This is a genomic window from Tepidibacter thalassicus DSM 15285, assembly GCF_900129915.1.
Classification (GTDB): domain Bacteria; phylum Bacillota; class Clostridia; order Peptostreptococcales; family Peptostreptococcaceae; genus Tepidibacter; species Tepidibacter thalassicus.
In genome coordinates, this window is record NZ_FQXH01000008.1 from 174,367 (window position 1) to 196,241 (window position 21,875).

Consider the following 21,875-nt stretch of genomic DNA (forward strand, 5'->3'; position numbering starts at 1 on the left):
ATAAATTTTAAATCAATATATATTCTTTATATCTTCCGTAATCTTCTTCATCTAATATAACCTCAACATATATTCCATTTTCTTTGTATTCAAATCTCTCTACATTAGTTTTATTTTTAATAGTATTAAATATATCTCCTTTATTATAAGGAATTAACAAAGTTACATTATAAAGATTTCCCATGATTTTGTTTTGTATTTTCTCTAAAAGCAGATCTATATTATACCCAGTCTTACAAGATATAAATACAACATCTTCATCTTTTTTAGCATTTACCTCATAATTTAATTTATCTACCTTATTAAATACTGTTATTATAGGTGTTTCTAAAACTTTCAACTCTCTTAATACTTCTAATGTAGTATTTATTTGAAGATCATAGTTTTTATTTGAAGCATCAACTACATGAAGTATTAAATCTGCATACTTCACTTCTTCAAGTGTTGCTTTAAATGCTTCTACTAAATCATGAGGAAGCTTACTTACAAACCCAACAGTATCAACAACTAAAAATTCTCTCTTATTAGGAAGAAGAGCTTTTCTTAAAGTAATATCAAGAGTTGCAAATAACATATCTTTTGAAAAAACATTTTTATCTTCACTGTATTCTTTATGAGTTTTTATAAGTTCATTAGTAAGTGTAGACTTTCCTGCATTAGTATATCCAACTAAAGCAACTATTGGAAGATTAGATTTTAATCGTTGAGATCTTTGAACCTCTCTATTTTTCTTAACTTCTCTTAATTCTCTCTTAATATCAGATATCCTATTTAATATATGCCTTTTATCAATTTCTAATTTTTGTTCTCCAGGACCTCTAGTTCCAATTCCTGCACCCGTTCTAGACATTTCCTTTCCAAGACCAGAAAGTCTTGGAAGTCTATATTTTAATTGTGCAAGCTCTACCTGAAGTTTACCTTCTTTTGATAAAGCTCTTTGAGCAAATATATCTAATATTAAAGCAGTTCTATCTATTACTTTTATTCCTATTATTTCTTCTAAATTTCTCATTTGTGCACCCGAAAGTTCATCATTGAATATTACTATATCTATATCTAAAGATTCACAATAAGCCTTTATCTCTTCTGCTTTTCCTTTACCTATATAAAAAGCAGCATCTCTTGATTGTCTGTTTTGAATTACTTTATCTACAACTTCAGCTCCTGCAGCTTTAGCTAATTCTTCTAATTCATCCATAGAAACATCAATTTCTATATCATCTTTTTTTCTAAATACATTAGTTATATTTAATCCTACTAATAAAACTTTTTCTCTAACGTTATCCATAAAATCACCTCTAATAAAAATAGTTTATTTAATTTTGTAAAACCTTTCTAAATTTTTTATATATCTATGCTTTTCTTCTATAATATCACTAATTATTTTATATGTATTAGTTTCTGTATCTTCTTGTTTTTGTACTAATCTTCCTTGAACATCTATAAAAAGTGCATAAATCTGATCTTCTAAATCTAAAGAAAAATCTAAAAGGCCTTTAATATCTGTAACATTTGGATTTACTAATCTTTTTTTAAACTGATTAACTAAAAATAATATTTTATCATAAACTATAATATTAATTTCTTCTAATAATTGCTCATTCTCTTTTATTTGTTTTTTTAAATTATTATAACAATTAATATTTTTATCTATTCCTTTTATTAAAGTATTCACAATAACTTTTATTGCACTATTTTTTGAATTGTTATTTTTAATTTGTATATATATTTCTTTTCTTTTATGTGCCAGTTCTATTACTTTATCTATTAAGTCAATTGTATTATACGACAACTACTATCTTCCCTTCTAAATTTCATATATTTTTTAATATCAATATTCCAGACATATATTCTAGCAAATTATTATTAAACAATTCAATAAAAAAGCCATATTTTAAAAAAATATTTTTTATTATTATAAATTAATATATAATTAAATAAAATAAATAAATTATTAAGGAGGTTTATTGTGAAAATGAGTGAAAATTATAAATTTGTTCAAAACACCAAATGTGAATATTTTCCTTGTCACAAAACAAACGATAAAGAAAATTTTAATTGTTTATTTTGCTTTTGTCCACTATATGCATTAAAAGATAAGTGTGGTGGAAATTTTACATATAACAATGATATTAAAGACTGTAGCAATTGTACAATTCCTCATAGCAAAAATGGATATGAACACATAATGTCTAAAATAGAAGAAATAATTCGCATAGGAAGTAGAAAAACTCAATAAACTAACGGAGGAACAAAATGAATAAATACATTTTTCTAATTATCACAATTTTATTCACATCCTTATTTAACATACATGCAGATGAAGAAGTTGTTACATATACTGAAAAAGCAATTGTTTTAAATGTGCAAAGCAAAAAAAATACTGATTTTGAAAATGATATAATAGAACAACAATATGTAAAATTAAAAATAACAAGTGGGAAATACAAAAACAAAATTGTCAATGTTGTAAATAATTTATCAGGAACTACAGCTTATGATATAAAAGTAAAACCAAATGATAAAGTTATAGTCGTAATAGAAGAAAAAGAACCAGAAAATATAGATGTATTTATATCAGATTATATGAGACAAGATTATATTATATATTTAAGTATCTTTTTCTTAATACTAATAATAACAATAGGTGGAAAAAAAGGTATAAAATCTGTAATAACTCTTAGTATTACTGTTTTTTCTGTATTTAAAATACTCCTTCCTTTAATACTAAAAGGATTTAATCCTATAATAGTTACAATTTGTGTATCAATATGTATAACCACAATTACATTATTTATTGTTTCAGGCATAAATACTAAAAGTATATCTGCAATTATAGGAACTACTGGTGGAGTTATAACTGCTGGAGTATTATCATATTACATAGGTAGTAAAATAAAATTAACTGGCCTTAGTAATGATGAAGCAGTAATGCTTTCAACTATAAACGATTCTATTCATATTGATTTTAAATCACTTTTATTCGCTGGAATTATTATGGGAGCTTTAGGTGCTGTAATGGATGTTGGTATGTCTATTGCTTCTTCTATAGAAGAAATAAACAAAGCAAATCCATCATTATCTAAAAAAGAATTATTTTCAGCAGGTATGAATGTTGGAAAAGACATAATGGGAACAATGACTAATACTCTTATACTTGCTTATACTGGAAGTTCCATTCCTTTACTTTTATTGTTCATGTACTACGAACCGTCCATTGTAAAAATTCTAAACTTAGATATAATCGCTACAGAAATTGTTCGTTCATTATCAGGAAGTATAGGACTAATTATAGCAATACCTTTAACAGCATTAATTTCAAGTATATTAATTAAAAAAAATAATTAAAATATAAAGCAACTGAGAAATTTCTCAGTTGCTTTATATTTTATACTCTAAATTTATCTATTTGATTATTAAGTTTTAATGAAAGTTCATTAAGTTTTTCTGCACTTTTTGCAACTTCTTCGACAGCCATGGCCTGCTGCTGAGTAGATGCACTAACCTCTTGTGATGCTGCTGCTGTTTCTTCTGATACCGCTGATATATTTTCTATAGATTCTACTATTAAATCTTTATCTTTAATAATATCATTTACAAATCTATTAACTTCATCTATTTCATTTGCAATAGCATCTATTGATGTTGATATTTTTTCAAATGCATCATTTACATCTTTTACTGATTTTGTCTGATCAACTGAAACATTTCTAACTTCATTCATTATTTGTACTGTATTTTTACTTTCCTCTTGAATTGCATCTACTATCTCTTTTATTTCATTAGTTGCATTACTTGATCCTTCCGCAAGTTTTCTTATTTCTTCTGCAACTACCGCAAATCCTCTTCCTGCTTCTCCTGCTCTTGCTGCTTCTATAGAGGCATTAAGAGCTAATAAATTAGTTTGATCTGCTATAGATCTTATTGTATCTAATATATCTTCAATATAACTAGATTTTTCACTTAATTGTTTTATAGCAATCTCTATTTTATTGATAGATTCATTGTTTAAATTAGTTTTTTCCTTAAGCTCATTAACCACCTTAACTCCCAATGTATTTATTTCCATTACCTCATTTGCATTTTTAAACATAACATCAGTATTCTTTGCCAACTTATTAAATTTATCATCTAAACTCGCTGCAAGCTTTGCTCCATTTTCCGCATCTGAAGCTTGTTCACTAGCTCCTCTTGCTATTTCTTCAACAGTTCTTGCTATTTCTTCACTTGATGCACTAGTCTCCTCTGATGTTGCAGCTAAATTAGTTGCAGCTTCTGATACTTCTTCACTTACCTGTTTTGCATCTAATAAAAGTTTCTTTACATTCTCTACCATAACATTAAAATTATCTGATAAAAGCCCTATTTCATCATTTGATTTGATATTTGACCTTACTGTAAAATCTCCATCTTTAACTTTGTTCATATCACTTACTATCTCTTTTATAGGATTAGTGATTTTATTTGCAAATATTATTCCTACTATTGATGCAATTATTAATACAACTAAACCAATTAAAGCTGCATAAAAAAGCATACCTTTAGTAACACTTTTTATTTCATCCATATACATCGTAGATACTATATACCATCCCATATTTGGCATTTTCTTGTAAAAAGCAACCTTTTCATGAACTTTGCCATCAGTATCTTTGTACTCATAATTTACAAATCCAGAACTTTTACCACTAGTTATACCTTTTAAAATTTCTGGCACACTTGTTTTTTTACCTATCTTTGCACTATCTTTATGTGTAATTATCATTCCATTTAAATCTAAAATATACGGATATCCTTTTTTCCCTATTTTTATAGAACTTATTTCTTCTGATAATTTATCTAAGAATATATCCATAGAAACTACTCCAACTAGTTTGTTCTTATCTCCATTTTCATAAACTGGAGCCGCACACGAAATTGCTAATTTACCAGTTATTGCATCTACATATGCATCAGTAAAAACAACTCCTTGTTTTTCTACAGCTTTTTTATACCAAGGTCTCACTCTTGGATCATAATCTTCTGATAAATCTGTATAAGGATAAATTCTCATTTTACCATCCACAGTTCCAATATATATAGAAGCTACATCTGTATAACTTTCTATATAATCCTTAAATAACTCCATTAGAAAAGGTTCATATTCCGGATGAACTAATATTTGCTCAAGATCAACATTTTTACTCATCAACTCTAGACTACCTTTATATCCATCAAAATAAGTTTTAATATTTTCTGCAATATTATTATTTAACTCCCCAATAGAATTTTTAAATTGATCTTGCAATACATCACTTGATCTTACATATGATGTTGTTCCCAATGTTGAAAGAGGTATAATTATCAATAATAAAAGCATAATAATTATTTTAATTCTAATTGTTACCTTTTTCATAAAATTCCTCCTAACTTCAATTTTTAAATTTATAAAATTAAAAAAATCAACACCTCCTCATTTATAATAAAATTTCACAGAATGTACTTAAAATCTTCTCTCGACATCATTCGACAATTCCATCTATTATATTTATCGGTTTTTTTATCATAAAATTTACACTTTTTTGTTTAAATAAATAAAAAAGTACAAGAAAATCTTTGGAATAAACTCCAAAGATTTTCTTGTACTTTTTATAAATTTAATTAAAATTAACAATTTTGTCTAGAACCACAATTTGTAAAACTACATCCACTACATCCACTGCAAACTCCTTGCGTTTTGTTTTTTATACTTTTTTTAAATGCATACAACCCGTAACCTATTATAATTCCAGTTATACTAATAGTTGCTATCAAAATATCATCTCCTTAAAAACCAAGTAATCTACCTATTTGAAATACAATCATTGCAACAATCCACGCAACAATAAATTGATATACAACAGAAAACACAGTCCACTTCCACGAATTTGTTTCTCTCTTAATAGCACCTATTACCCCAACACAAGGTGTATAAAGAAGTACAAATACCATAAATGTATAAGCTGTAAGCTGTGTAAATGTTCCAGATAAAGCTTGAGCAAATGCTCCTGCTGCTGCTTCTTCTCCTAACCCATATATAATAGACATATTACTCACAACAACTTCTTTAGCAAGAATACCTGTAATTAACGAAAGTGCTGCTTGCCAATTTCCAAATCCAAGCGGTGCAAATATAGGTGCAAACACTCTACCAATTGAAGCTCCTATACTTTTAGTTAAATCAACCGGTCCCGAAAAATTAAATCCTAATATAAACCAAAGTAACATACTCGCTCCAAATATAAGAGTTCCAGCTTTAAATAAAAATCCTTTTACCTTTTCCCATACATTTAATACCGTACCTTTTAATGTAGGTATTCTATAAGGTGGCAATTCCATTACAAACGGTGTTGAATCTGATTTAAATAAAGTCTTTTTAAACATAAGTCCAACAATTATAGCAACAAAAATTCCTAATATATACAATGAAAATACAACAATTTTTTCATTACCCGGGAAAAATGCTGCTGCAAATAATGTATATACCGGAAGTCTTGCCGAACAAGACATAAATGGATTTATTAATATAGCTGCAAGTCTATCATTCTCATTTTCAAGTGTTCTCGTTCCCATTATTGCCGGTACATTACAACCAAATCCAAGTATCATAGGTATAAACGCTTTACCACTCAATCCTATTTTTCTCATCAACCTATCCATTATAAACGCAACTCTTGCCATATATCCACTATCTTCAAGTAAAGATATAGCTAAAAATAAACATATAATATTAGGCAAAAATACTAACACTCCACCTACTCCACCAATAATTCCATCTACTATCAAAGACTGTAACCATTCAGATACTCCCATTGAAACCAAAGCATCAGTTACCCATCCTGATAAAGTTTCTGAAAAAAATACATCTATCATATCCAAGAATACATTTCCAACTAAATCAAATGTAAAATAAAACACTCCAAGCATTATAAGTCCAAATATAGGCAGTCCTAACCACTTATTAGTCAATATTTTATCTACTTTGTCCGAATTAGTAAGACCTATTTGTTTAGGTTTTTTAACTGTTTTTGAAATAATAGATGTTATATAATTATACCTTTTATCTGCCACTACAGCTTCAAAATCATCTTCTAATGAAATTCCAGATACTGCTACTTCTTGAGTCAAATCATTCTCTATATTTTTTCCAACAATATTTAAAATTTCTTCATCTTCTTCTATAACTTTTAAAGCTAACCACCTTAAATCATATTTTAAAAGCCCATCATTCAACTTTAACTCTTCTTTTATTTTTTCAATTTTACTTTCTATATCTTTTCCATAATCAACTGAATTTGGTTTATAATGTACTTTTCCTTTCTTCAAATCGACTATAGTATCTAATAATTCGTCAATTCCTTTCTTTTTACTTGCAATTATAGGAACTACAGGTACTCCAAGTAAATCTGATAATTTTTCTACATCTATCTTATATCCTCTACTTTGAGCAACATCCATCATATTAAGTGCTATAACAACAGGTTTTCCGAGTTCCATCAATTGCACAGATAAATATAAATTCCTTTCAATATTAGAAGCATCAACAATGTTTACCACTACATCAGGCGTGCCTTCAACTATGTAATTTCTCGCTATTTTCTCTTCTATAGAATACGGTGATAAACTATATGTACCTGGTAAATCTACTACTGATATTTCATTGTTTTTATATTTTAATTTTCCTTCTTTTTTTTCGACCGTAACTCCTGCCCAGTTACCCACATGATGTCTAGCTCCTGTTAACGCATTAAACAAAGTAGTTTTACCACTATTAGGATTACCAGCTAGAGCAATTATAATATTCTCACTCAATTGTACTCCTCCTTAATATTAATAATCATTATCATCAATAAGCTAAATTAAATCTATTATAATATTTTCTGCATCTATTTTTCTCAAAGTTAAATTATATCCTTTGATTTTAACTTCTATTGGATCTCCCAAAGGTGCTATTTTTTCAACATATAATTCAGTTCCTCTTATAATTCCCATTTCCATAAGGCGTTTTTTAAATGCACCTTTCCCTTTTATTGTAGAAATTCTTCCACTTTCTCCTGGTTTTAAATCTTTTAAAGTCATTGCTACATACCTCCAATTTTAATTAACTATTATTTGTTGAGCAACTACTCCTCCTAAGACTAGCCTTGAACCCCTAACATTAATAATAAATGAACCATTTGTATCATTTGATATAACATTAATTTTTACTCCAGGTGTCAGCCCCATATCCTGAAGTCTCTTTTTCATTTTAGGCCCCCAATTTATAGCTTTTAATACAACTTCTTCACCTGTATTAACCATCGCTAATGGCATACACACACCCTCCCATTTACTCAAATCATTACCTATACTGAATATGATTATCATTACCTGTATAAATTATATATCCACTGATAATAATTGTCAATATTATTTAACCATTTTTTTCTAAAAACTTTTAAACAACCTAATATTTAAGATACAAATTCTTTAATAGTATTTTTAAAAGAAGTTTTACTGCTATTATGACATACAATTACTGGTATATTTTTCTTTTTAGCTTCTTTCGAAATAGTACTTGCTATTTTATGTGAAATAGTATCTGTAAATATTAACACCATATCACTTTTTCCAATTGATTTTGTCATATCATTTCTACCATAAGTATAAACCTTTGCTTTTAATCCTATTTTTTTAGCTTCATCTATGTATATTCTTTCCATTCTATCATGTCCACCGTATATTACTATACTCATCTCTATTTAACCCTCCTTATTAGTTGTTAATGATAATTATTATCATTTAATATTTTAAATCAACATTTTAACAAAGTCAATAGTATTTTTTATAAAAAAAAATTATAATGACTAAATTAGCCATTATAATCTCTTTTAATTATTTATTTATGTTTTTTTCAGCTATAATTTTATCTATTAAAAATACTAATTCTCCAACATCAGGCTTGCTCATTTGAGCATCTGCTCCAACCGCTTCTCCTTTATGCTTTAAATCATCTGTAATTAAAGAAGAAAATATAATTACAGGGAGTTTTTTAAGTATTTTATCTTCCTTTATTTTTCTTGTAAGAGTATGTCCATCCATTTGAGGCATTTCAATATCTGTTATAAGCAACTGTACATCTTCTATAAAACTTTCTCCTTTTTTTTCCACTAAAGCATTTAAATAATTTAAAGCTTGTTGCCCATCATCAAAAAATCTTAAATCTTTGAATCCCGCTTTAGTAAGAGTATTATTTAAAACTCTTCTTATAAGAGGTGAATCATCTGCTAAAATCATTTTTATATTAGACCTATCTCTATTGTCTATATTTTCCATTTTCTTTTCGCTAATTCCTGATCCCGGATTAATATCCATTACTATTTTTTCAAAATCAAGAAGCATTATTATTTTATCTCCTAAAATAATATTTCCTATAACTAAAGAAGACTCATTTATATTATCAGGTTTTTTTATATCATCCCATCCTATGCGATGTATACCTACAATACTATCGACACAAAACGCTACTTTCATTTGATTAAATTCACATAATATAGTTTTTACTTTTTTTAAATCACTGTTTCTTTTTTCTAAAACTTGATTCATATCTATTAATGTTACTACATCTCCACGAACTAAAGTAAGCCCTGCAATTGCAGGAGACGAATTAGGAACTTTTGTAATGTAATCTATTTCAAGTATTTCTTTTACTTTAATTACATTTATAGCATAATGAGCTCCATTTACAATAAACTCCAATACCTCTACTTCCCCTGTACCAGATTCTAATAATATTCCTTTTTTATCACTAGTCATTATATCACTCCTTTAAAAGACTATAATTCTCTAACTTATCTAAAAATTCTATACACCTTTTTTATTTTTATTATACTTCATTTCTTTAATTTAGAAAACCCAACTACTTTCGACATATTTCTGTTTTTTCTATTAATGTATGAAATTTGCTAAAACAACTTTTATATGAATAAAAACCATTTATATTATTCATAATACACGTTTTAAAATTATTTTTTTAAATTATTTTTCAAATATACACTTTAAACACACATATCCCAACATCAATATTTCCAAGATATACAACTCAAATCACAAGTCAGATATTCAATATTTTTGAAAATTCAAAATATAAAAACATTTGATATTTTTTATTTTTTCTGATACAATTGTCTCAATTAATTTTGAAAGAACAAAATATATAAATAATAATTTATCAATAATAATTTGTCGAAAAGGAGTGATGTCAATGCTAAGTTTTTTTAACAAAATAATCTCTATAGGAAATGACCTCCTTTGGGGAAAAATTCTTATAATTTTACTTATCACACTTGGTCTTTATTTTACTATTAAATCTAATTTTGTTCAGTTTAAATTTTTTGGTGAAATGTTAAGATTATTAGGAGATGGAGCAAATAATTCTTCAAATAAAAATGGTATTTCATCTTTTCAAGCATTTTGTATCAGTACCGCTTCAAGAGTTGGAACTGGTAACTTAGCAGGAGTTGCAATAGCTATTGCACTTGGAGGCCCAGGGGCAGTTTTTTGGATGTGGTTAATAGCTTTAATTGGTGCATCATCAAGTTTTGTAGAAAGTACACTAGCTCAAATTTATAAAGTAAAAGATAAAGACGGATATCGAGGTGGCCCTGCTTACTATATGGAAAAAGCTTTAAACAAAAGATGGATGGGAATTATATTCTCAATCTTAATAACTATATGTTTTGGACTTGTTTTCAACTCTGTACAATCAAACACTATTTCACTTGCATTTAATGAGGCTTTTGGTATAGATAAATTTACAGTCGGAATAGTATTGACAATAATTACAGCTATTGTTATTTTCGGAGGAGTAAAAAGAATTGCAAAAGTTGCTGAATTAATAGTTCCAATTATGGCTGTAGCTTATATATTAGTAGCTTTATTCGTCATAATTAAAAACATCACTATTATTCCATCAATATTCTCTTTAATAATAAGTAGTGCATTTGGGTTAAAACAAGCTACAGGCGGTGTAATCGGTGCTCTTATGATGGGAATTAAAAGAGGTTTATTCTCCAACGAAGCTGGTATGGGTTCTGCTCCAAACGCAGCAGCAACTGCCGAAGTAACTCACCCTGTGAAACAAGGTTTAATTCAAACTTTAGGTGTATTTACCGATACTATTTTAATTTGTAGTGCTACTGCATTTATAATTTTAATTTCAGGCGTTTACAACACTGAAAATTTATCAGGTATTCAACTTACTCAAAATGCTTTAAGTTCTCAAATTGGTTCTTGGGGTAACAGCTTTATAGCCTTATGTATTTTACTATTTGCATTTAGTTCTATAGTAGGAAACTACTATTACGGCGAAACAAATATTGAATTTATAAATACAAATAAAATTTGGTTGTTAATATATAGAATTTCTGTAGTTTCAATGGTTTATTTTGGTTCTAGAGCTGAAATGCCTCTTGTTTGGAATATGGCTGATTTATTCATGGGATTAATGGCTCTAATAAACTTAATCGCAATATCTCAACTTAGTAAAATAGCATTTGAAGCTTTAAAAGACTATATCAAACAGAAAAAAGAAGGAAAAGCCCCTGTATTCACCGTAAACAGCATAAAAGGATTAAAAAATGTTGAATGCTGGGACGAATTCGAAAAAGATTCTATGAGTGCATAAAAAAAGAAGGGACATCCCTTCTTTTTTGTACTTTTAACCTAGTTTTTTTAACATTATTTTCATCTTCTTTTCAGATATTTTTCCCCTTCTGTAACTTCTTACTATATCACATATAATTTCTAATTTTAAATTTAATGTATAATATTCCTTATTTTGCAGTACACACATTTTCAAATTACATTCCACCTTTATTTAATTATTTATTATTAATTGTGTACCACATATTATTTTTTATACTTTTATGAATAAAATTATTAAAATTATCATATAATTCTAATAAAATAATTTAAATTGAGGGCTTTTATATTACATTAATCTATATCTCAAAAGATAAATTCCTCTCCTATTAGCCACCAACCTACTTTTCCCACCATACTGGTGGGAATTTTATTTATATATTTAACAATTTATATGAAAGGTCTATTTTACTTTTATCATCTGATGTATTTATTATTTCAATATTTCCTTCTTTATCACTATCATTTAATGCATTCATATTAAATAAAATATTTTTCACATTTGTTGCTGTACCAAATCCTCCATCTATTAGCTCTATATTTTCACCCAATACTTTTTTTATAATATCTTTTAAAAACACGTAATGAGTACATCCTAATACAATTGATGATATCTCATCCACAGATATACCTTCAAAAAGCTCCATCACAGCTTCTTCTGCTTCTTGGCCACTGACTATACCATTTTCTACAATTGTTACTAGTTTAGGAGCTGGAATTTTAATAATTTCTGCCCTATCCTTGTACTTATTCATCAATTCATTAAATTTTCTCTCTCTAAGTGTAACCTCTGTAGCAAGTACAGCTATTTTTCCTCCTTCATATTTTTCAACAGCCGGCTTTAAAGCTGGCTCAATTCCTATAATAGGTATACTATATCTACTTCTTAATTCACTAACAGCTGCACTTGTAGCAGTATTACAAGCTATTACAACTGCTTTAACTCTTTTTTCCATAAAATAATCTACAATTTTTATACAAATACTTCTCAACTCTTCTATAGTTTTTTTTCCATAAGGTATATTTTTTGAATCACCATAATATATATAATTTTCTTTAGGCATTAGTTTTTTCATTTCTCTGAGGACACTTAAACCACCCATACCTGAATCAAATACGCCTATAGGTAAATCCTTCACAACACTTCACTCCTTATTAAAATAAATTACTAAAATATTATACCATATATTTAACACAAAAAATCTGTCACAAATTTGTGACAGATTTTTACTCATTCTTTGATTTCATATACTCTATATAACCATTCATCCTTAATTTACAAGCTGGACACTCTCCACATCCATCTCCTTTTATTCCGTTATAACAAGTTAAAGTTTCTTTTTTAATTATATCAAGCACTCCTAAATCATCTGCTAATTTCCAAGTTTCAGCTTTATCAATCCACATAAGCGGCGTATGAATTTCGAATTGATAATCCATGGCTAAATTAAGAGTAACATTTAAAGATTTTATAAATACATCTCTACAATCTGGATATCCACTAAAATCACTTTGTGATACCCCTGTTATTATATTGTTTATTCCTCTTTGCTTTGCAAACACTGCTACAAATGTCAAAAATAACATATTTCTTCCATCAACAAATGAATTTGGCAATCCTTCTTTTGGAGCTTCTTTATCAACCTTTATGTCAACTCTAGTTAGTGAATTAGGTGCTAACTGATTTAAAAGCCCTAAATCTAAAATGTGATGCTCTACATTATATTTCTTACAAATATCTTTAGCACATTCAAGCTCTAACTTGTGTTTTTGATTATAATCAAATGATACCGCTATAACCTCTTTGAATCTTTTTTTTGCCCAAAAAAGACAAGTTGTACTATCTTGCCCTCCACTAAATACAACAACTGCTTTTTCTTTATTCATATATTTCACTCCTCTGTATTATTTATAAAGCATCATCAATTTATTATTGAGAATAGGATCAGTTGCAAATCTTCCTTTAACTGTAACAGTTACTGTTTTTGCATTATCCTTTTTTATTCCTCTTGCACTCATACAAGCATGTTCACCTTCTATAATAACAGCAACATCTTCAGAACCTGTTACTTTTTGTATAATATAAGCTATATCAGTCCCTATTCTCTCTTGAAGCTGAAGCCTTTTACCTACCATATCAGCTATTCTCGCAATCTTACTAAGCCCAATAACTTTTTTATTTGGTATATAAGCAACTGCAACCTTCATATTATACATAAGTGCTAAATGATGTTCACAATGACTAAATATTTCAATATCCTTCATAAATACCATATCTTTATTTCCTTCAACATCTAAATCCTCTTCAAATGTTTTCCCAAACATATCAGCTATTTCATCATTTGTATAATTAATTCCCATAAACACTTCTTCATACATATTAGCTACACGTTTCGGAGTATCCCTAAGACCTTCCCTATCTGGATTTTCTCCTAAAGCTATAAGAATTCCTCTTACATGTTTTTCAATCTCTTTTTTATTTATTGCCACAAACTATACCCCCCTCTTATTTGGATTCCAAATTACCTTGTGAAGCTGTATTTGAAAAGTAATTTCATTCATATTATTTTTTTTCATAAACTCTACTATATCATTCATATCAGCTTCACCAAATACCGGACTAAAATATACATTAGTTTTATCTGTTAATTTATATTTATCAATTAAATACTTCGCTCTATTTAAATCTTCAATATCTCCTATTACAAATTTAACTACGTCATTTTTATTCAAATATTTAAAATTATCTACTAACATCTTATATTCCATATCACTCGATATAAGTTTATAATCCATAGTAAAAATCGGTCTATTATTTTGCATCTTGGAAAAAACTTTCAAATCTATACTTCCATTTGTTTCTATCTCAATTGATAAATATTCATCATTTGATAGTAACTCTATAAGTTCTAATATTCCTTCTTGAATTAACGGTTCTCCTCCAGTTAAAGTTACATTTTTTACTCCTGTTGATTTTATATATTCATATATATCTTCTTTAGTCATAAGTTCAAAATCAACATGCGTTTGATTTGCCCATTTTGTATCACAAAAACTACAATCTAAATTACAACCTGCAAATCTTATAAATACAGCAAGTTGCCCTGAACGAAGACCTTCCCCATTTATACTTACAAATTTTTCAACTACTTTGAACAAACTACCTCACCTCATTTCTCTCATAAGAAGCACAATTAGTAGGCGTTTCATATACAGTTGCTCTTTTTACATTATATCCTTTTTCCTCCATACACTTAAAGAAAAATGCTGCAAAATTTTCAGCTGTTGGTCTAAATTCTACTTCTATTATTTTAAATCCATCTTCCACAAGAAGTTCTAATGTTTCTTTTCTCATAGTACCTCTTTGTATTATAAGTGCGTGATCATAAAAATCAGCCATGGCTTTGACATCTCTTTTCAAATCTCCAAAATCAATTACCATTCCATCAAGTTGTCCACCACTTACCAATTCTTCTGACTGAACTTCAATTAAAACTTTCCACCTATGTCCATGAATATTTGAACATTTCCCTTCATAATTTGCAAGAAAATGAGCGCTATCAAAACTATGCTCTGCTTTTAAAATATACATAAAATACCTCCCTAAACCAAAAATTTACTTGCATACAAACAACAACCTATCGCTCCATTAAACTGTGGATCTGAAACCGAAACTATCTCATCATAATCACTCATAAGATACTTCTTTAAAGCTAAATTATTAGCAACTCCACCAGTTAAAACTAATTTTTTTCCCCTAAACTTCGTCAAAAGAGGTTTCAATCTTTTATATAAAGAATAATTAACACCTGCACATAAACTTTTAATATTTGCTCCCTCTGCAATTTTTCCAATAAGCTCTGATTCTGAAAATACAGCACATGTAGAATTAAGCTCTACAGGATTTTCATAATACTTACTCATCTCATCTAAAGATATTTCAAGTACATTTGCCATATTTTCTAAATATCTTCCACAAGAAGCCGCACATTTTTCATTAAGCTCAAGATCAGTTGTAACTCCTTTTTCCACTTTAACAACCTTAACATCTTGTCCACCTACATCTAAAAGTATAAAATCCTTAAACCCTGTTTGATAAAACACTCCATAAACATGTGCTTTTATTTCATTTATAACTTTAAATTTACTCAAATCAGTATTATTTCTGCCATATCCAGTAGATACAGCTTTATCAATATTATCAATATCGAGTTTTTTTAAATCAACAGTTATCTTTCCATTATAAGTACAATAATCTCTATAAAAAGCCATTGTACTTATTTTTTGTTTTTTGACTATTTTATCATCTTCCATTAATACAATTTTTACTTCTCTACTTCCAAGATCTATACCTAATACCCTCATCTAAACTTCTCCTTTCAAATCAAGTAACATATCCAAATATGCTTCAATCCTCAACTTAGTTCTAGCATCTAATTTATTTAATTTATCTCCCTCAATATTTAAAATAGGTATATCAATCTTTTGCTTTAAAACAATATCTTCAACAGCTCTATGACAAAACGCTTGAGTATAATGAATAATGCCATCTAATTTTCTTTCTTTAATCTGTCTTTTAATTTCTTTTATTCTAAATTCATTATTATATGGATAAGTATAATTATAATATTGTTCATATATATTTGAAGCTTCATCTGCCCTCGGAAAAGCAAACTCTCTTTGAACTTCATTGTATACTATTTTTGCATTAAATTTTTCAACAAATTCATATAAATCAGCTGTCATAGGAGGAACTCCAACATATCCTAATCTTATTTTTACATTACTCGACTTTCTTTCTCTTATGTCAGAAACAATATTTTTAAGTTCAACTTCAAAACCATCTAAATCTCCATTAAAATCACTTAAACTTATCTGATATAAATGATTTTCAAATCCAGTCGCTTTGTCATATATATATGTTAACTTATCTATTTCCTTTGCAAATCCTCTTATTCTACTTAACCTCTTTCTTACATTTTCAACATCTTTAATTTGAACTTCAAAAATATCCATAAATTTATTTATCTCTGTTTTGACATCTTCAATTTTATGACTATGAGGAAAAGAAAAAGGATAAACTTTAATTCCTTTAATTTCCAACACATCAATAAGTACTTTTGTATTAGAACAATCACCTTCCATAACTCCAACTATTTTATCAATCCCATTTTCTATACAAGCTCCATATATTCCTTTTATCCAAGCACACATGCTTTTAGGAAATCCTTCTCTTTCAGCTATATCTATATATTTTAAATAATCTTCAGAAGTTATAAAAAGATTATTTAAATCTATCGGAGTATATCCTGCTGCTATTAAAATTTCTACCGGAACAGTGGTAGTAAGACCTATTCTCTTCATTAATACGCCTCCCTTTAAAAAATACAAAAAAAGGGCATAACTGCCCTCTAAACAAAAACAACTACCTAAAACGGTAGTTTTAGTCCTAGTTTTGTTTATAGACAGGATGGTTTCGAACTGTCTTATTTTATTGTGCTAAATTAGAATATCATATCTTTACTAAACTTTCAATAATTTTAACTAATTTATTAAATCCCAGCTCATTAGAACTGGGATAATACAACTTTTCCTTCATTCAATTTCACATTTATATTAGACCCTTCTTTAATTTTACCTTGAAGATAGTGTTCTGCAATCTCATCTTCAATATACCTTTGGATAGTTCTTCTTAAAGGTCTTGCCCCATATTTTTCATCATATCCTTTTTCTAATATAAAATCTTTCACTTCTTCTGAAATAACTATATTCATACCTTTTTCTTTAACCTCATCAATTACTTCTTTTAACATTAAATCAACAATTTTACGCAACTCATCTTTTGAAAGACTTGTAAATACAATCGTTTCATCTATTCTATTTAAAAATTCAGGTCTAAAAATTTCTTTTAATGCCTCTTTTACTCTTCCTTCTAAGATATCATATCTATCCTTTGCAAACCCAATATTAGATTTAAAATTAGTACCTGCGTTAGATGTCATAATAATTACTGTATTTTCAAAGAAAACAGTTCTACCTTGACTATCTGTTAATCTTCCATCTTCGAGAATTTGAAGAAGCATATTAAAAACATCTGGATGTGCTTTTTCTATTTCATCTAAAAGAATAACTGAATAAGGTTTTCTTCTAACCTTTTCTGTCAATTGGCCTCCCTCATCATATCCTACATATCCCGGAGGAGCTCCTATAAGCTTTGAAACCGTATGTTTTTCCATGTATTCAGACATATCAATACGAATTAAAGCTTCCTCACTTCCAAACAATTCACAAGCTAATGCTTTTACAAGCTCTGTTTTTCCAACACCCGTAGGCCCAACAAAAATAAATGATGTAGGTTTTTTCTTCTTTCTAAACCCTGAACGATTTCTTCTTATCGCTTTTGATAAGCTTACAATTGCTTGATTTTGCCCTATAACCCTTCTATGAAGTCTATCTTCTAAATTTAACAACTTTTGAGCTTCTCCTTCTGTTATCTTTTGAACCGGAATTTTTGTCCAAGATTCTATAACAAAAGCTATATCTTCAACAGTAATCTCTACATCTGCACAATTTTTTTCTATATCCTTAATTTTTTCTCTTATTTTACATTCCTCCATTTTATATTGTGCAGCTTTTTCATAATCATTATTATTAGATGCTTCTTCTTTTTTATATTGAATTTTTTCTAATTCTTCTTTTAAAGCTTGTATTTCTATAAGACCTTGATTTTTCAAATTTGCCCTAGAACCAGCTTCATCAATAACATCTATCGCCTTATCTGGCAAATATCTATCTGTAATGTATCTTTTTGATAAATTTACAGCGGCTTTTATTACTTCATCTGATATTTTAACTTTATGATAATCTTCATAATATTCTTTTATGCCTTTTAATATTTCTATAGTTTCATCAACTGAAGGTTCTTCAACATATACAGGCTGAAATCTTCTCTCAAGAGCAGAATCCTTTTCAATATGCTTTCTATATTCTTCAAGAGTAGTAGCCCCAATTACTTGTATTTCACCTCTAGCTAAAGCTGGTTTTAAAATATTAGCTGCATTCATAGCTCCCCCTTGAACTTCACCAGCTCCCATAATATTATGAACTTCATCAATTACTAAAATAATATTTCCATTTTCTTTAGCTTCTTTAATAATATTTTTCATACGTCCTTCAAATTGCCCTCTAAATTGAGTCCCTGCTACAATAGCAGTTAAATCTAAAAGATATATTTCGCTGTTAAATAATTTGGAAGGAACTTCTCTTTGCACAATTCTAACAGCTAACCCCTCTGCAATAGCTGTTTTCCCTACACCAGGCTCTCCTATTAATATAGGATTATTTTTAGTTCTTCTATTTAATATTTGTATAACTCTATCTATTTCTCTATTTCTTCCAACAATTTTATCTACTTCGTTTTTCTTTGCCTTTTCTGTTAAATTCGTTCCATATAATTCTAAAAACTTTCTCTTACCTTTAGATTTTTTATATTTTATTTTTGATTTTTCTTTTGTATTTGCAGATTCCTTTTCTTCTTTAAAATTTGCATTTTCAACATCTTTTACTGAAAATGAATTGCCAAACAAATTGCCAAGTAAATTATCGTTATTCAAATCCTCCATATCCATATCTTCAAAAATACTATTTATTTGATTAGTCAAATTATCAATATCTTCTGAGGACATTCCTGTTTGTTGCATTAATTGATCAATAACAGGAATTCCCTTCTTTTTTGCACAATTTATACATAAACCTTTAATTTCTGATTTCCCATTTTCTACAACAGTTGTAAATACAACAGCTATATTTTTTTTACATTCTGAACATAACTTCATACTAAATCACTCCATACTAAATCAATTTTTGGAATTAAAATATAGTAAAATAATACCTTTATTTTATTATATATATATTATTATAACAATACCCTATTCTAATATTACTTTTAAAAAAATAAAAGCCATGGACAAAACCATGACTTAAAATTAAAATTTAAAACTTCAACATCTTGACAAAAACTTTATTTATTAATAAAATCAAATTGTCAACTTATTTTTTTATATTAGTAAACAATAAAAAGGAGATATTTTTATGAATTTAATTTTAAGAGCCCACCATTTACTATGTATTCAAGGATACCAAGGAAAAGGATACAATGATGAATTCGTAAATAATATGACCAAAATAACAAACACATTAAAAAACAACATTAATACCAAAATAAAAATTATATCTAAAACTGATTTCATATGCTCCAAATGTCCTAACAATATAGGAAATGGACTGTGTAAATCTGAAATAAAAGTTAATTCTTTAGATACCAAAACAATTAAACTATTAGAATTAAAAGAAAATAAAACATATACATACAAAGAAATTCTAAATACTATAAAAGAAAAACTTACTCTAGAAAAATTTGAATACATATGTAAAAATTGCGAATGGTTTAAATATGGTTACTGTAAAAAAGGACTATTCAAATAAATACTACTCTACTATAATTAATTCTTTATCATACTTATTAAGAACCTCACATCCATCTTCCGTAACTAACACTAAATCTTCTATTCTAACACCAACTTCTCCAGGTAAATATATACCAGGTTCTATTGAAAATATCATGCCTGGTTCAATTCTATCAGTATTAACTGTAGAAACATCACCAAAATCATGAACTTCAATGCCAATAGAATGTCCTGTTCTATGCGTAAAATATTTGCCATATCCAGCAGATTCAATATGATTTCTAGCAACATCATCTATATCACAAAATCTCATTCCCGGCTTAACAATATCTATAGCTTTTTTATTAGCTTCTAAAACAACATTATATACTTCTCTAGATTTATCTGAAACATTCTTATAAAATACTGTTCTAGTCATATCTGAACAATAAGAATTTTTCACACATCCTATATCTATAATTATACTATCTCCTTCTTTTACAATTGAATTATCTGGTTCATGATGTGGATCAGCTGCATTTGCTCCATAAGCTATTATTGGACTAAACGAAAAACCATTAGCTCCTAATTCTTCATATATTTCTCCTAAAATCTGAGCCATTTTCTTTTCTGAATATTTTTGTGGTATAAGTTTTATCATTTTTTCTATAGCAATATCATTTATTCTAGAAGCCTCTCTCATAAGATTCTTTTCCTCATCATCTTTACACATTCTAACTCTATCTATTATTTCAGAACCATTTACAAAAGCACTTCCACCTTCTAATTCCATAAGTCTTAAAAGAAAACGAGCTGGCCAATTTTTATCAATCCCTATTGGCTTTTCTTTGTCTATATATCTTGAAACTATTTCTACTCCATCTTGAGTATCATTAAACCATATTTTTTCAACCCCTAAATCTTCATGTACTGGAAATAATTCATTTATAAATAGTTTATGCTCTTTATTTAAATTTATATAAAGTGCTAACAACCTCTCACCTGGATGAATCCACTTTCCTGTTAAATAAAATATAGCAGCAGGATCAGTAACTAACATTTGAGGTATATTTTTACTCTCCATTTCTTTTAATATTTTATCAAGTCTTTTTATTTTCATAAAACCACTCCCTTATATGATAACTTCTCTCCACTTATTTTTATTCATCTTTTTGTTCCAAAATCCTTCATAAAGTGAACTCTCCCTCCACTTGCTCACGCTGAAGCGGGGGCTTCTTGGTGTATCCAAGAACTTTTCCTGCTTCTACGACCTCGTAACCTACTATCTCCACAGGCTATCCCCGTAAGACCTACGGTTCTTATTATTATTCTATATCTACTAGTCCTTGTTTTAGAATATTTTTGCTAGCATTTATATCTCTATCATGAATACTGTTGCATTTAGGACATTTCCATTCTCTTATTTGTAACGGCATATCTTCCATAACATACCCACATTCACTACAAGTTTTTGATGATGGATACCATCTATCTATTTTATGAAGTTTTCTTCCATACCACTTTGCTTTATATTCAAGTATAGTAACAAATTTATACCAACTTACATCTGAAATACTTTGCGCTAATTTTTCATTTTTCATCATATTTTTGACTGCTAAATCCTCAAGAACTATAACTTGGTTTTCGCTTATAATTCTTTTAGATAATTTGTGAATAAAATCCAATCTTTGATTAGTTACTTTTTCATGTAATTTAGCAACCTTTATTCTT

24 protein-coding genes are annotated in these 21,875 nt (G+C 28.0%); 4 read left to right on the forward strand and 20 right to left on the reverse strand.

Going from position 1 to position 21,875, the window contains the following annotated elements; all coding sequences use genetic code 11:
• Positions 1-7 precede the first annotated feature (7 nt).
• Together hflX and BUA19_RS04940 are read right to left on the reverse strand one after the other, a co-directional pair.
• The gene (gene hflX, locus BUA19_RS04935) at positions 8-1,288 is read right to left on the reverse strand and encodes a GTPase HflX (RefSeq protein WP_072724289.1); all 1,281 of its coding nucleotides are present in this window, start codon (positions 1,286-1,288) and stop codon (positions 8-10) included.
• Positions 1,289-1,312: 24 nt separating this feature from the next.
• Positions 1,313-1,792 (reverse strand): hypothetical protein, encoded by a 480-nt coding sequence (locus tag BUA19_RS04940; protein WP_072724292.1) that lies wholly within the window; start codon positions 1,790-1,792, stop codon positions 1,313-1,315.
• A gap of 183 nt (positions 1,793-1,975) precedes the next feature.
• Between BUA19_RS04940 and BUA19_RS04945 the strand changes: the two genes are divergently transcribed.
• The gene (locus tag BUA19_RS04945; protein WP_072724340.1) at positions 1,976-2,239 is read left to right on the forward strand and encodes a cysteine-rich small domain-containing protein; all 264 of its coding nucleotides are present in this window, start codon (positions 1,976-1,978) and stop codon (positions 2,237-2,239) included.
• Between the two features lie 17 nt (positions 2,240-2,256).
• Positions 2,257-3,348: a YibE/F family protein gene (locus BUA19_RS04950; RefSeq protein WP_072724294.1), complete on the forward strand. Its 1,092-nt coding sequence runs from the start codon at positions 2,257-2,259 to the stop codon at positions 3,346-3,348.
• 40 nt (positions 3,349-3,388) lie between these two features.
• Here the strand turns inward: BUA19_RS04950 and BUA19_RS04955 are convergent, their stop codons facing one another.
• From BUA19_RS04955 to BUA19_RS04985, 7 genes are all read right to left on the reverse strand, one after another.
• Positions 3,389-5,395, reverse strand: coding sequence for a methyl-accepting chemotaxis protein (locus tag BUA19_RS04955; RefSeq protein ID WP_072724296.1), 2,007 nt, complete (start codon positions 5,393-5,395; stop codon positions 3,389-3,391).
• A gap of 251 nt (positions 5,396-5,646) precedes the next feature.
• Complete coding sequence (locus BUA19_RS04960) at positions 5,647-5,793, reverse strand: FeoB-associated Cys-rich membrane protein (protein ID WP_178137455.1); 147 nt, start codon at positions 5,791-5,793, stop codon at positions 5,647-5,649.
• Between the two features lie 12 nt (positions 5,794-5,805).
• A complete protein-coding gene (gene feoB, locus BUA19_RS04965) occupies positions 5,806-7,830 on the reverse strand; it encodes a ferrous iron transport protein B (RefSeq protein WP_072724298.1) in 2,025 nt (674 codons plus the stop codon).
• Positions 7,831-7,872: 42 nt separating this feature from the next.
• Positions 7,873-8,097, reverse strand: coding sequence for a FeoA family protein (locus tag BUA19_RS04970; protein ID WP_072724300.1), 225 nt, complete (start codon positions 8,095-8,097; stop codon positions 7,873-7,875).
• A gap of 18 nt (positions 8,098-8,115) precedes the next feature.
• Positions 8,116-8,331, reverse strand: a complete 216-nt coding sequence (locus BUA19_RS04975; protein WP_072724302.1) for a FeoA family protein — start codon at positions 8,329-8,331, stop codon at positions 8,116-8,118.
• Positions 8,332-8,471: 140 nt separating this feature from the next.
• Positions 8,472-8,753: a DUF2325 domain-containing protein gene (locus tag BUA19_RS04980; protein WP_072724304.1), complete on the reverse strand. Its 282-nt coding sequence runs from the start codon at positions 8,751-8,753 to the stop codon at positions 8,472-8,474.
• Positions 8,754-8,892: 139 nt separating this feature from the next.
• Positions 8,893-9,813: a chemotaxis protein gene (locus BUA19_RS04985; RefSeq protein WP_072724305.1), complete on the reverse strand. Its 921-nt coding sequence runs from the start codon at positions 9,811-9,813 to the stop codon at positions 8,893-8,895.
• A gap of 448 nt (positions 9,814-10,261) precedes the next feature.
• On the opposite strand from BUA19_RS04985, the gene BUA19_RS04990 reads away from it, so the two are divergent.
• Positions 10,262-11,683, forward strand: a complete 1,422-nt coding sequence (locus BUA19_RS04990) for an alanine/glycine:cation symporter family protein (protein ID WP_072724307.1) — start codon at positions 10,262-10,264, stop codon at positions 11,681-11,683.
• A 33-nt stretch (positions 11,684-11,716) separates the two neighbouring features.
• Here BUA19_RS04990 and BUA19_RS11705 read toward each other — a convergent pair whose 3' ends face one another.
• The 9 genes from BUA19_RS11705 to BUA19_RS05030 form a co-directional block, all read right to left on the reverse strand.
• On the reverse strand, positions 11,717-11,857 hold the full coding sequence (locus BUA19_RS11705; protein ID WP_178137456.1) for a hypothetical protein: 141 nt from the start codon (positions 11,855-11,857) through the stop codon (positions 11,717-11,719).
• A 217-nt stretch (positions 11,858-12,074) separates the two neighbouring features.
• The gene (murI, locus tag BUA19_RS04995; RefSeq protein WP_278280449.1) at positions 12,075-12,839 is read right to left on the reverse strand and encodes a glutamate racemase; all 765 of its coding nucleotides are present in this window, start codon (positions 12,837-12,839) and stop codon (positions 12,075-12,077) included.
• Positions 12,840-12,927: 88 nt separating this feature from the next.
• The gene (queC, locus tag BUA19_RS05000; protein ID WP_072724309.1) at positions 12,928-13,587 is read right to left on the reverse strand and encodes a 7-cyano-7-deazaguanine synthase QueC; all 660 of its coding nucleotides are present in this window, start codon (positions 13,585-13,587) and stop codon (positions 12,928-12,930) included.
• Between the two features lie 18 nt (positions 13,588-13,605).
• A complete protein-coding gene (gene folE / locus BUA19_RS05005; protein WP_072724311.1) occupies positions 13,606-14,190 on the reverse strand; it encodes a GTP cyclohydrolase I FolE in 585 nt (194 codons plus the stop codon).
• 3 nt (positions 14,191-14,193) lie between these two features.
• Positions 14,194-14,859 carry a putative 7-carboxy-7-deazaguanine synthase QueE gene (gene queE, locus BUA19_RS05010; RefSeq protein WP_072724313.1) on the reverse strand — a complete coding sequence of 222 codons (666 nt, stop codon included), beginning with the start codon at positions 14,857-14,859 and terminating at the stop codon, positions 14,194-14,196.
• A 1-nt stretch (position 14,860) separates the two neighbouring features.
• On the reverse strand, positions 14,861-15,292 hold the full coding sequence (gene queD, locus BUA19_RS05015) for a 6-carboxytetrahydropterin synthase QueD (protein ID WP_072724315.1): 432 nt from the start codon (positions 15,290-15,292) through the stop codon (positions 14,861-14,863).
• 11 nt (positions 15,293-15,303) lie between these two features.
• Positions 15,304-16,065 (reverse strand): acyl-CoA dehydratase activase, encoded by a 762-nt coding sequence (locus tag BUA19_RS05020; protein WP_072724316.1) that lies wholly within the window; start codon positions 16,063-16,065, stop codon positions 15,304-15,306.
• The gene (locus tag BUA19_RS05025) at positions 16,066-17,064 is read right to left on the reverse strand and encodes a 2-hydroxyacyl-CoA dehydratase family protein (RefSeq protein WP_072724318.1); all 999 of its coding nucleotides are present in this window, start codon (positions 17,062-17,064) and stop codon (positions 16,066-16,068) included.
• A 203-nt stretch (positions 17,065-17,267) separates the two neighbouring features.
• Positions 17,268-19,535: an ATP-dependent Clp protease ATP-binding subunit gene (locus BUA19_RS05030; protein ID WP_072724320.1), complete on the reverse strand. Its 2,268-nt coding sequence runs from the start codon at positions 19,533-19,535 to the stop codon at positions 17,268-17,270.
• A gap of 256 nt (positions 19,536-19,791) precedes the next feature.
• Here BUA19_RS05030 and BUA19_RS05035 point away from each other — a divergent pair, with 256 nt between their 5' ends.
• A complete protein-coding gene (locus tag BUA19_RS05035; RefSeq protein WP_072724322.1) occupies positions 19,792-20,184 on the forward strand; it encodes a DUF1284 domain-containing protein in 393 nt (130 codons plus the stop codon).
• A 3-nt stretch (positions 20,185-20,187) separates the two neighbouring features.
• On the opposite strand, the gene BUA19_RS05040 is transcribed toward BUA19_RS05035, so the two are convergent.
• The gene (locus BUA19_RS05040; RefSeq protein WP_072724324.1) at positions 20,188-21,264 is read right to left on the reverse strand and encodes a M24 family metallopeptidase; all 1,077 of its coding nucleotides are present in this window, start codon (positions 21,262-21,264) and stop codon (positions 20,188-20,190) included.
• Between the two features lie 205 nt (positions 21,265-21,469).
• On the reverse strand, positions 21,470-21,875 hold a 406-nt coding region (locus BUA19_RS05045; RefSeq protein WP_143145374.1), incomplete at its 5' end, for an RNA-guided endonuclease TnpB family protein.

Bases quoted from the DNA above. Each gene is read 5' to 3' on its own strand.
- BUA19_RS04975 (WP_072724302.1), bottom strand. From the start codon at position 8,331: ATGCCATTAGCGATGGTTAATACAGGTGAAGAAGTTGTATTAAAAGCT.
- BUA19_RS05030 (WP_072724320.1), bottom strand. From the start codon at position 19,535: ATGAAGTTATGTTCAGAATGTAAAAAAAATATAGCTGTTGTATTTACA.
- BUA19_RS04980 (WP_072724304.1), bottom strand. From the start codon at position 8,753: ATGAGTATAGTAATATACGGTGGACATGATAGAATGGAAAGAATATAC.
- queC (WP_072724309.1), bottom strand. From the start codon at position 13,587: ATGAATAAAGAAAAAGCAGTTGTTGTATTTAGTGGAGGGCAAGATAGT.
- BUA19_RS04945 (WP_072724340.1), top strand. From the start codon at position 1,976: ATGAGTGAAAATTATAAATTTGTTCAAAACACCAAATGTGAATATTTT.
- BUA19_RS04970 (WP_072724300.1), bottom strand. From the start codon at position 8,097: ATGACTTTAAAAGATTTAAAACCAGGAGAAAGTGGAAGAATTTCTACA.
- BUA19_RS04950 (WP_072724294.1), top strand. From the start codon at position 2,257: ATGAATAAATACATTTTTCTAATTATCACAATTTTATTCACATCCTTA.
- BUA19_RS05025 (WP_072724318.1), bottom strand. From the start codon at position 17,064: ATGAAGAGAATAGGTCTTACTACCACTGTTCCGGTAGAAATTTTAATA.
- BUA19_RS05035 (WP_072724322.1), top strand. From the start codon at position 19,792: ATGAATTTAATTTTAAGAGCCCACCATTTACTATGTATTCAAGGATAC.
- BUA19_RS05040 (WP_072724324.1), bottom strand. From the start codon at position 21,264: ATGAAAATAAAAAGACTTGATAAAATATTAAAAGAAATGGAGAGTAAA.
- hflX (WP_072724289.1), bottom strand. From the start codon at position 1,288: ATGGATAACGTTAGAGAAAAAGTTTTATTAGTAGGATTAAATATAACT.
- BUA19_RS04990 (WP_072724307.1), top strand. From the start codon at position 10,262: ATGCTAAGTTTTTTTAACAAAATAATCTCTATAGGAAATGACCTCCTT.
- queD (WP_072724315.1), bottom strand. From the start codon at position 15,292: ATGTATATTTTAAAAGCAGAGCATAGTTTTGATAGCGCTCATTTTCTT.
- BUA19_RS04955 (WP_072724296.1), bottom strand. From the start codon at position 5,395: ATGAAAAAGGTAACAATTAGAATTAAAATAATTATTATGCTTTTATTA.
- BUA19_RS04985 (WP_072724305.1), bottom strand. From the start codon at position 9,813: ATGACTAGTGATAAAAAAGGAATATTATTAGAATCTGGTACAGGGGAA.
- BUA19_RS05020 (WP_072724316.1), bottom strand. From the start codon at position 16,065: ATGAGGGTATTAGGTATAGATCTTGGAAGTAGAGAAGTAAAAATTGTA.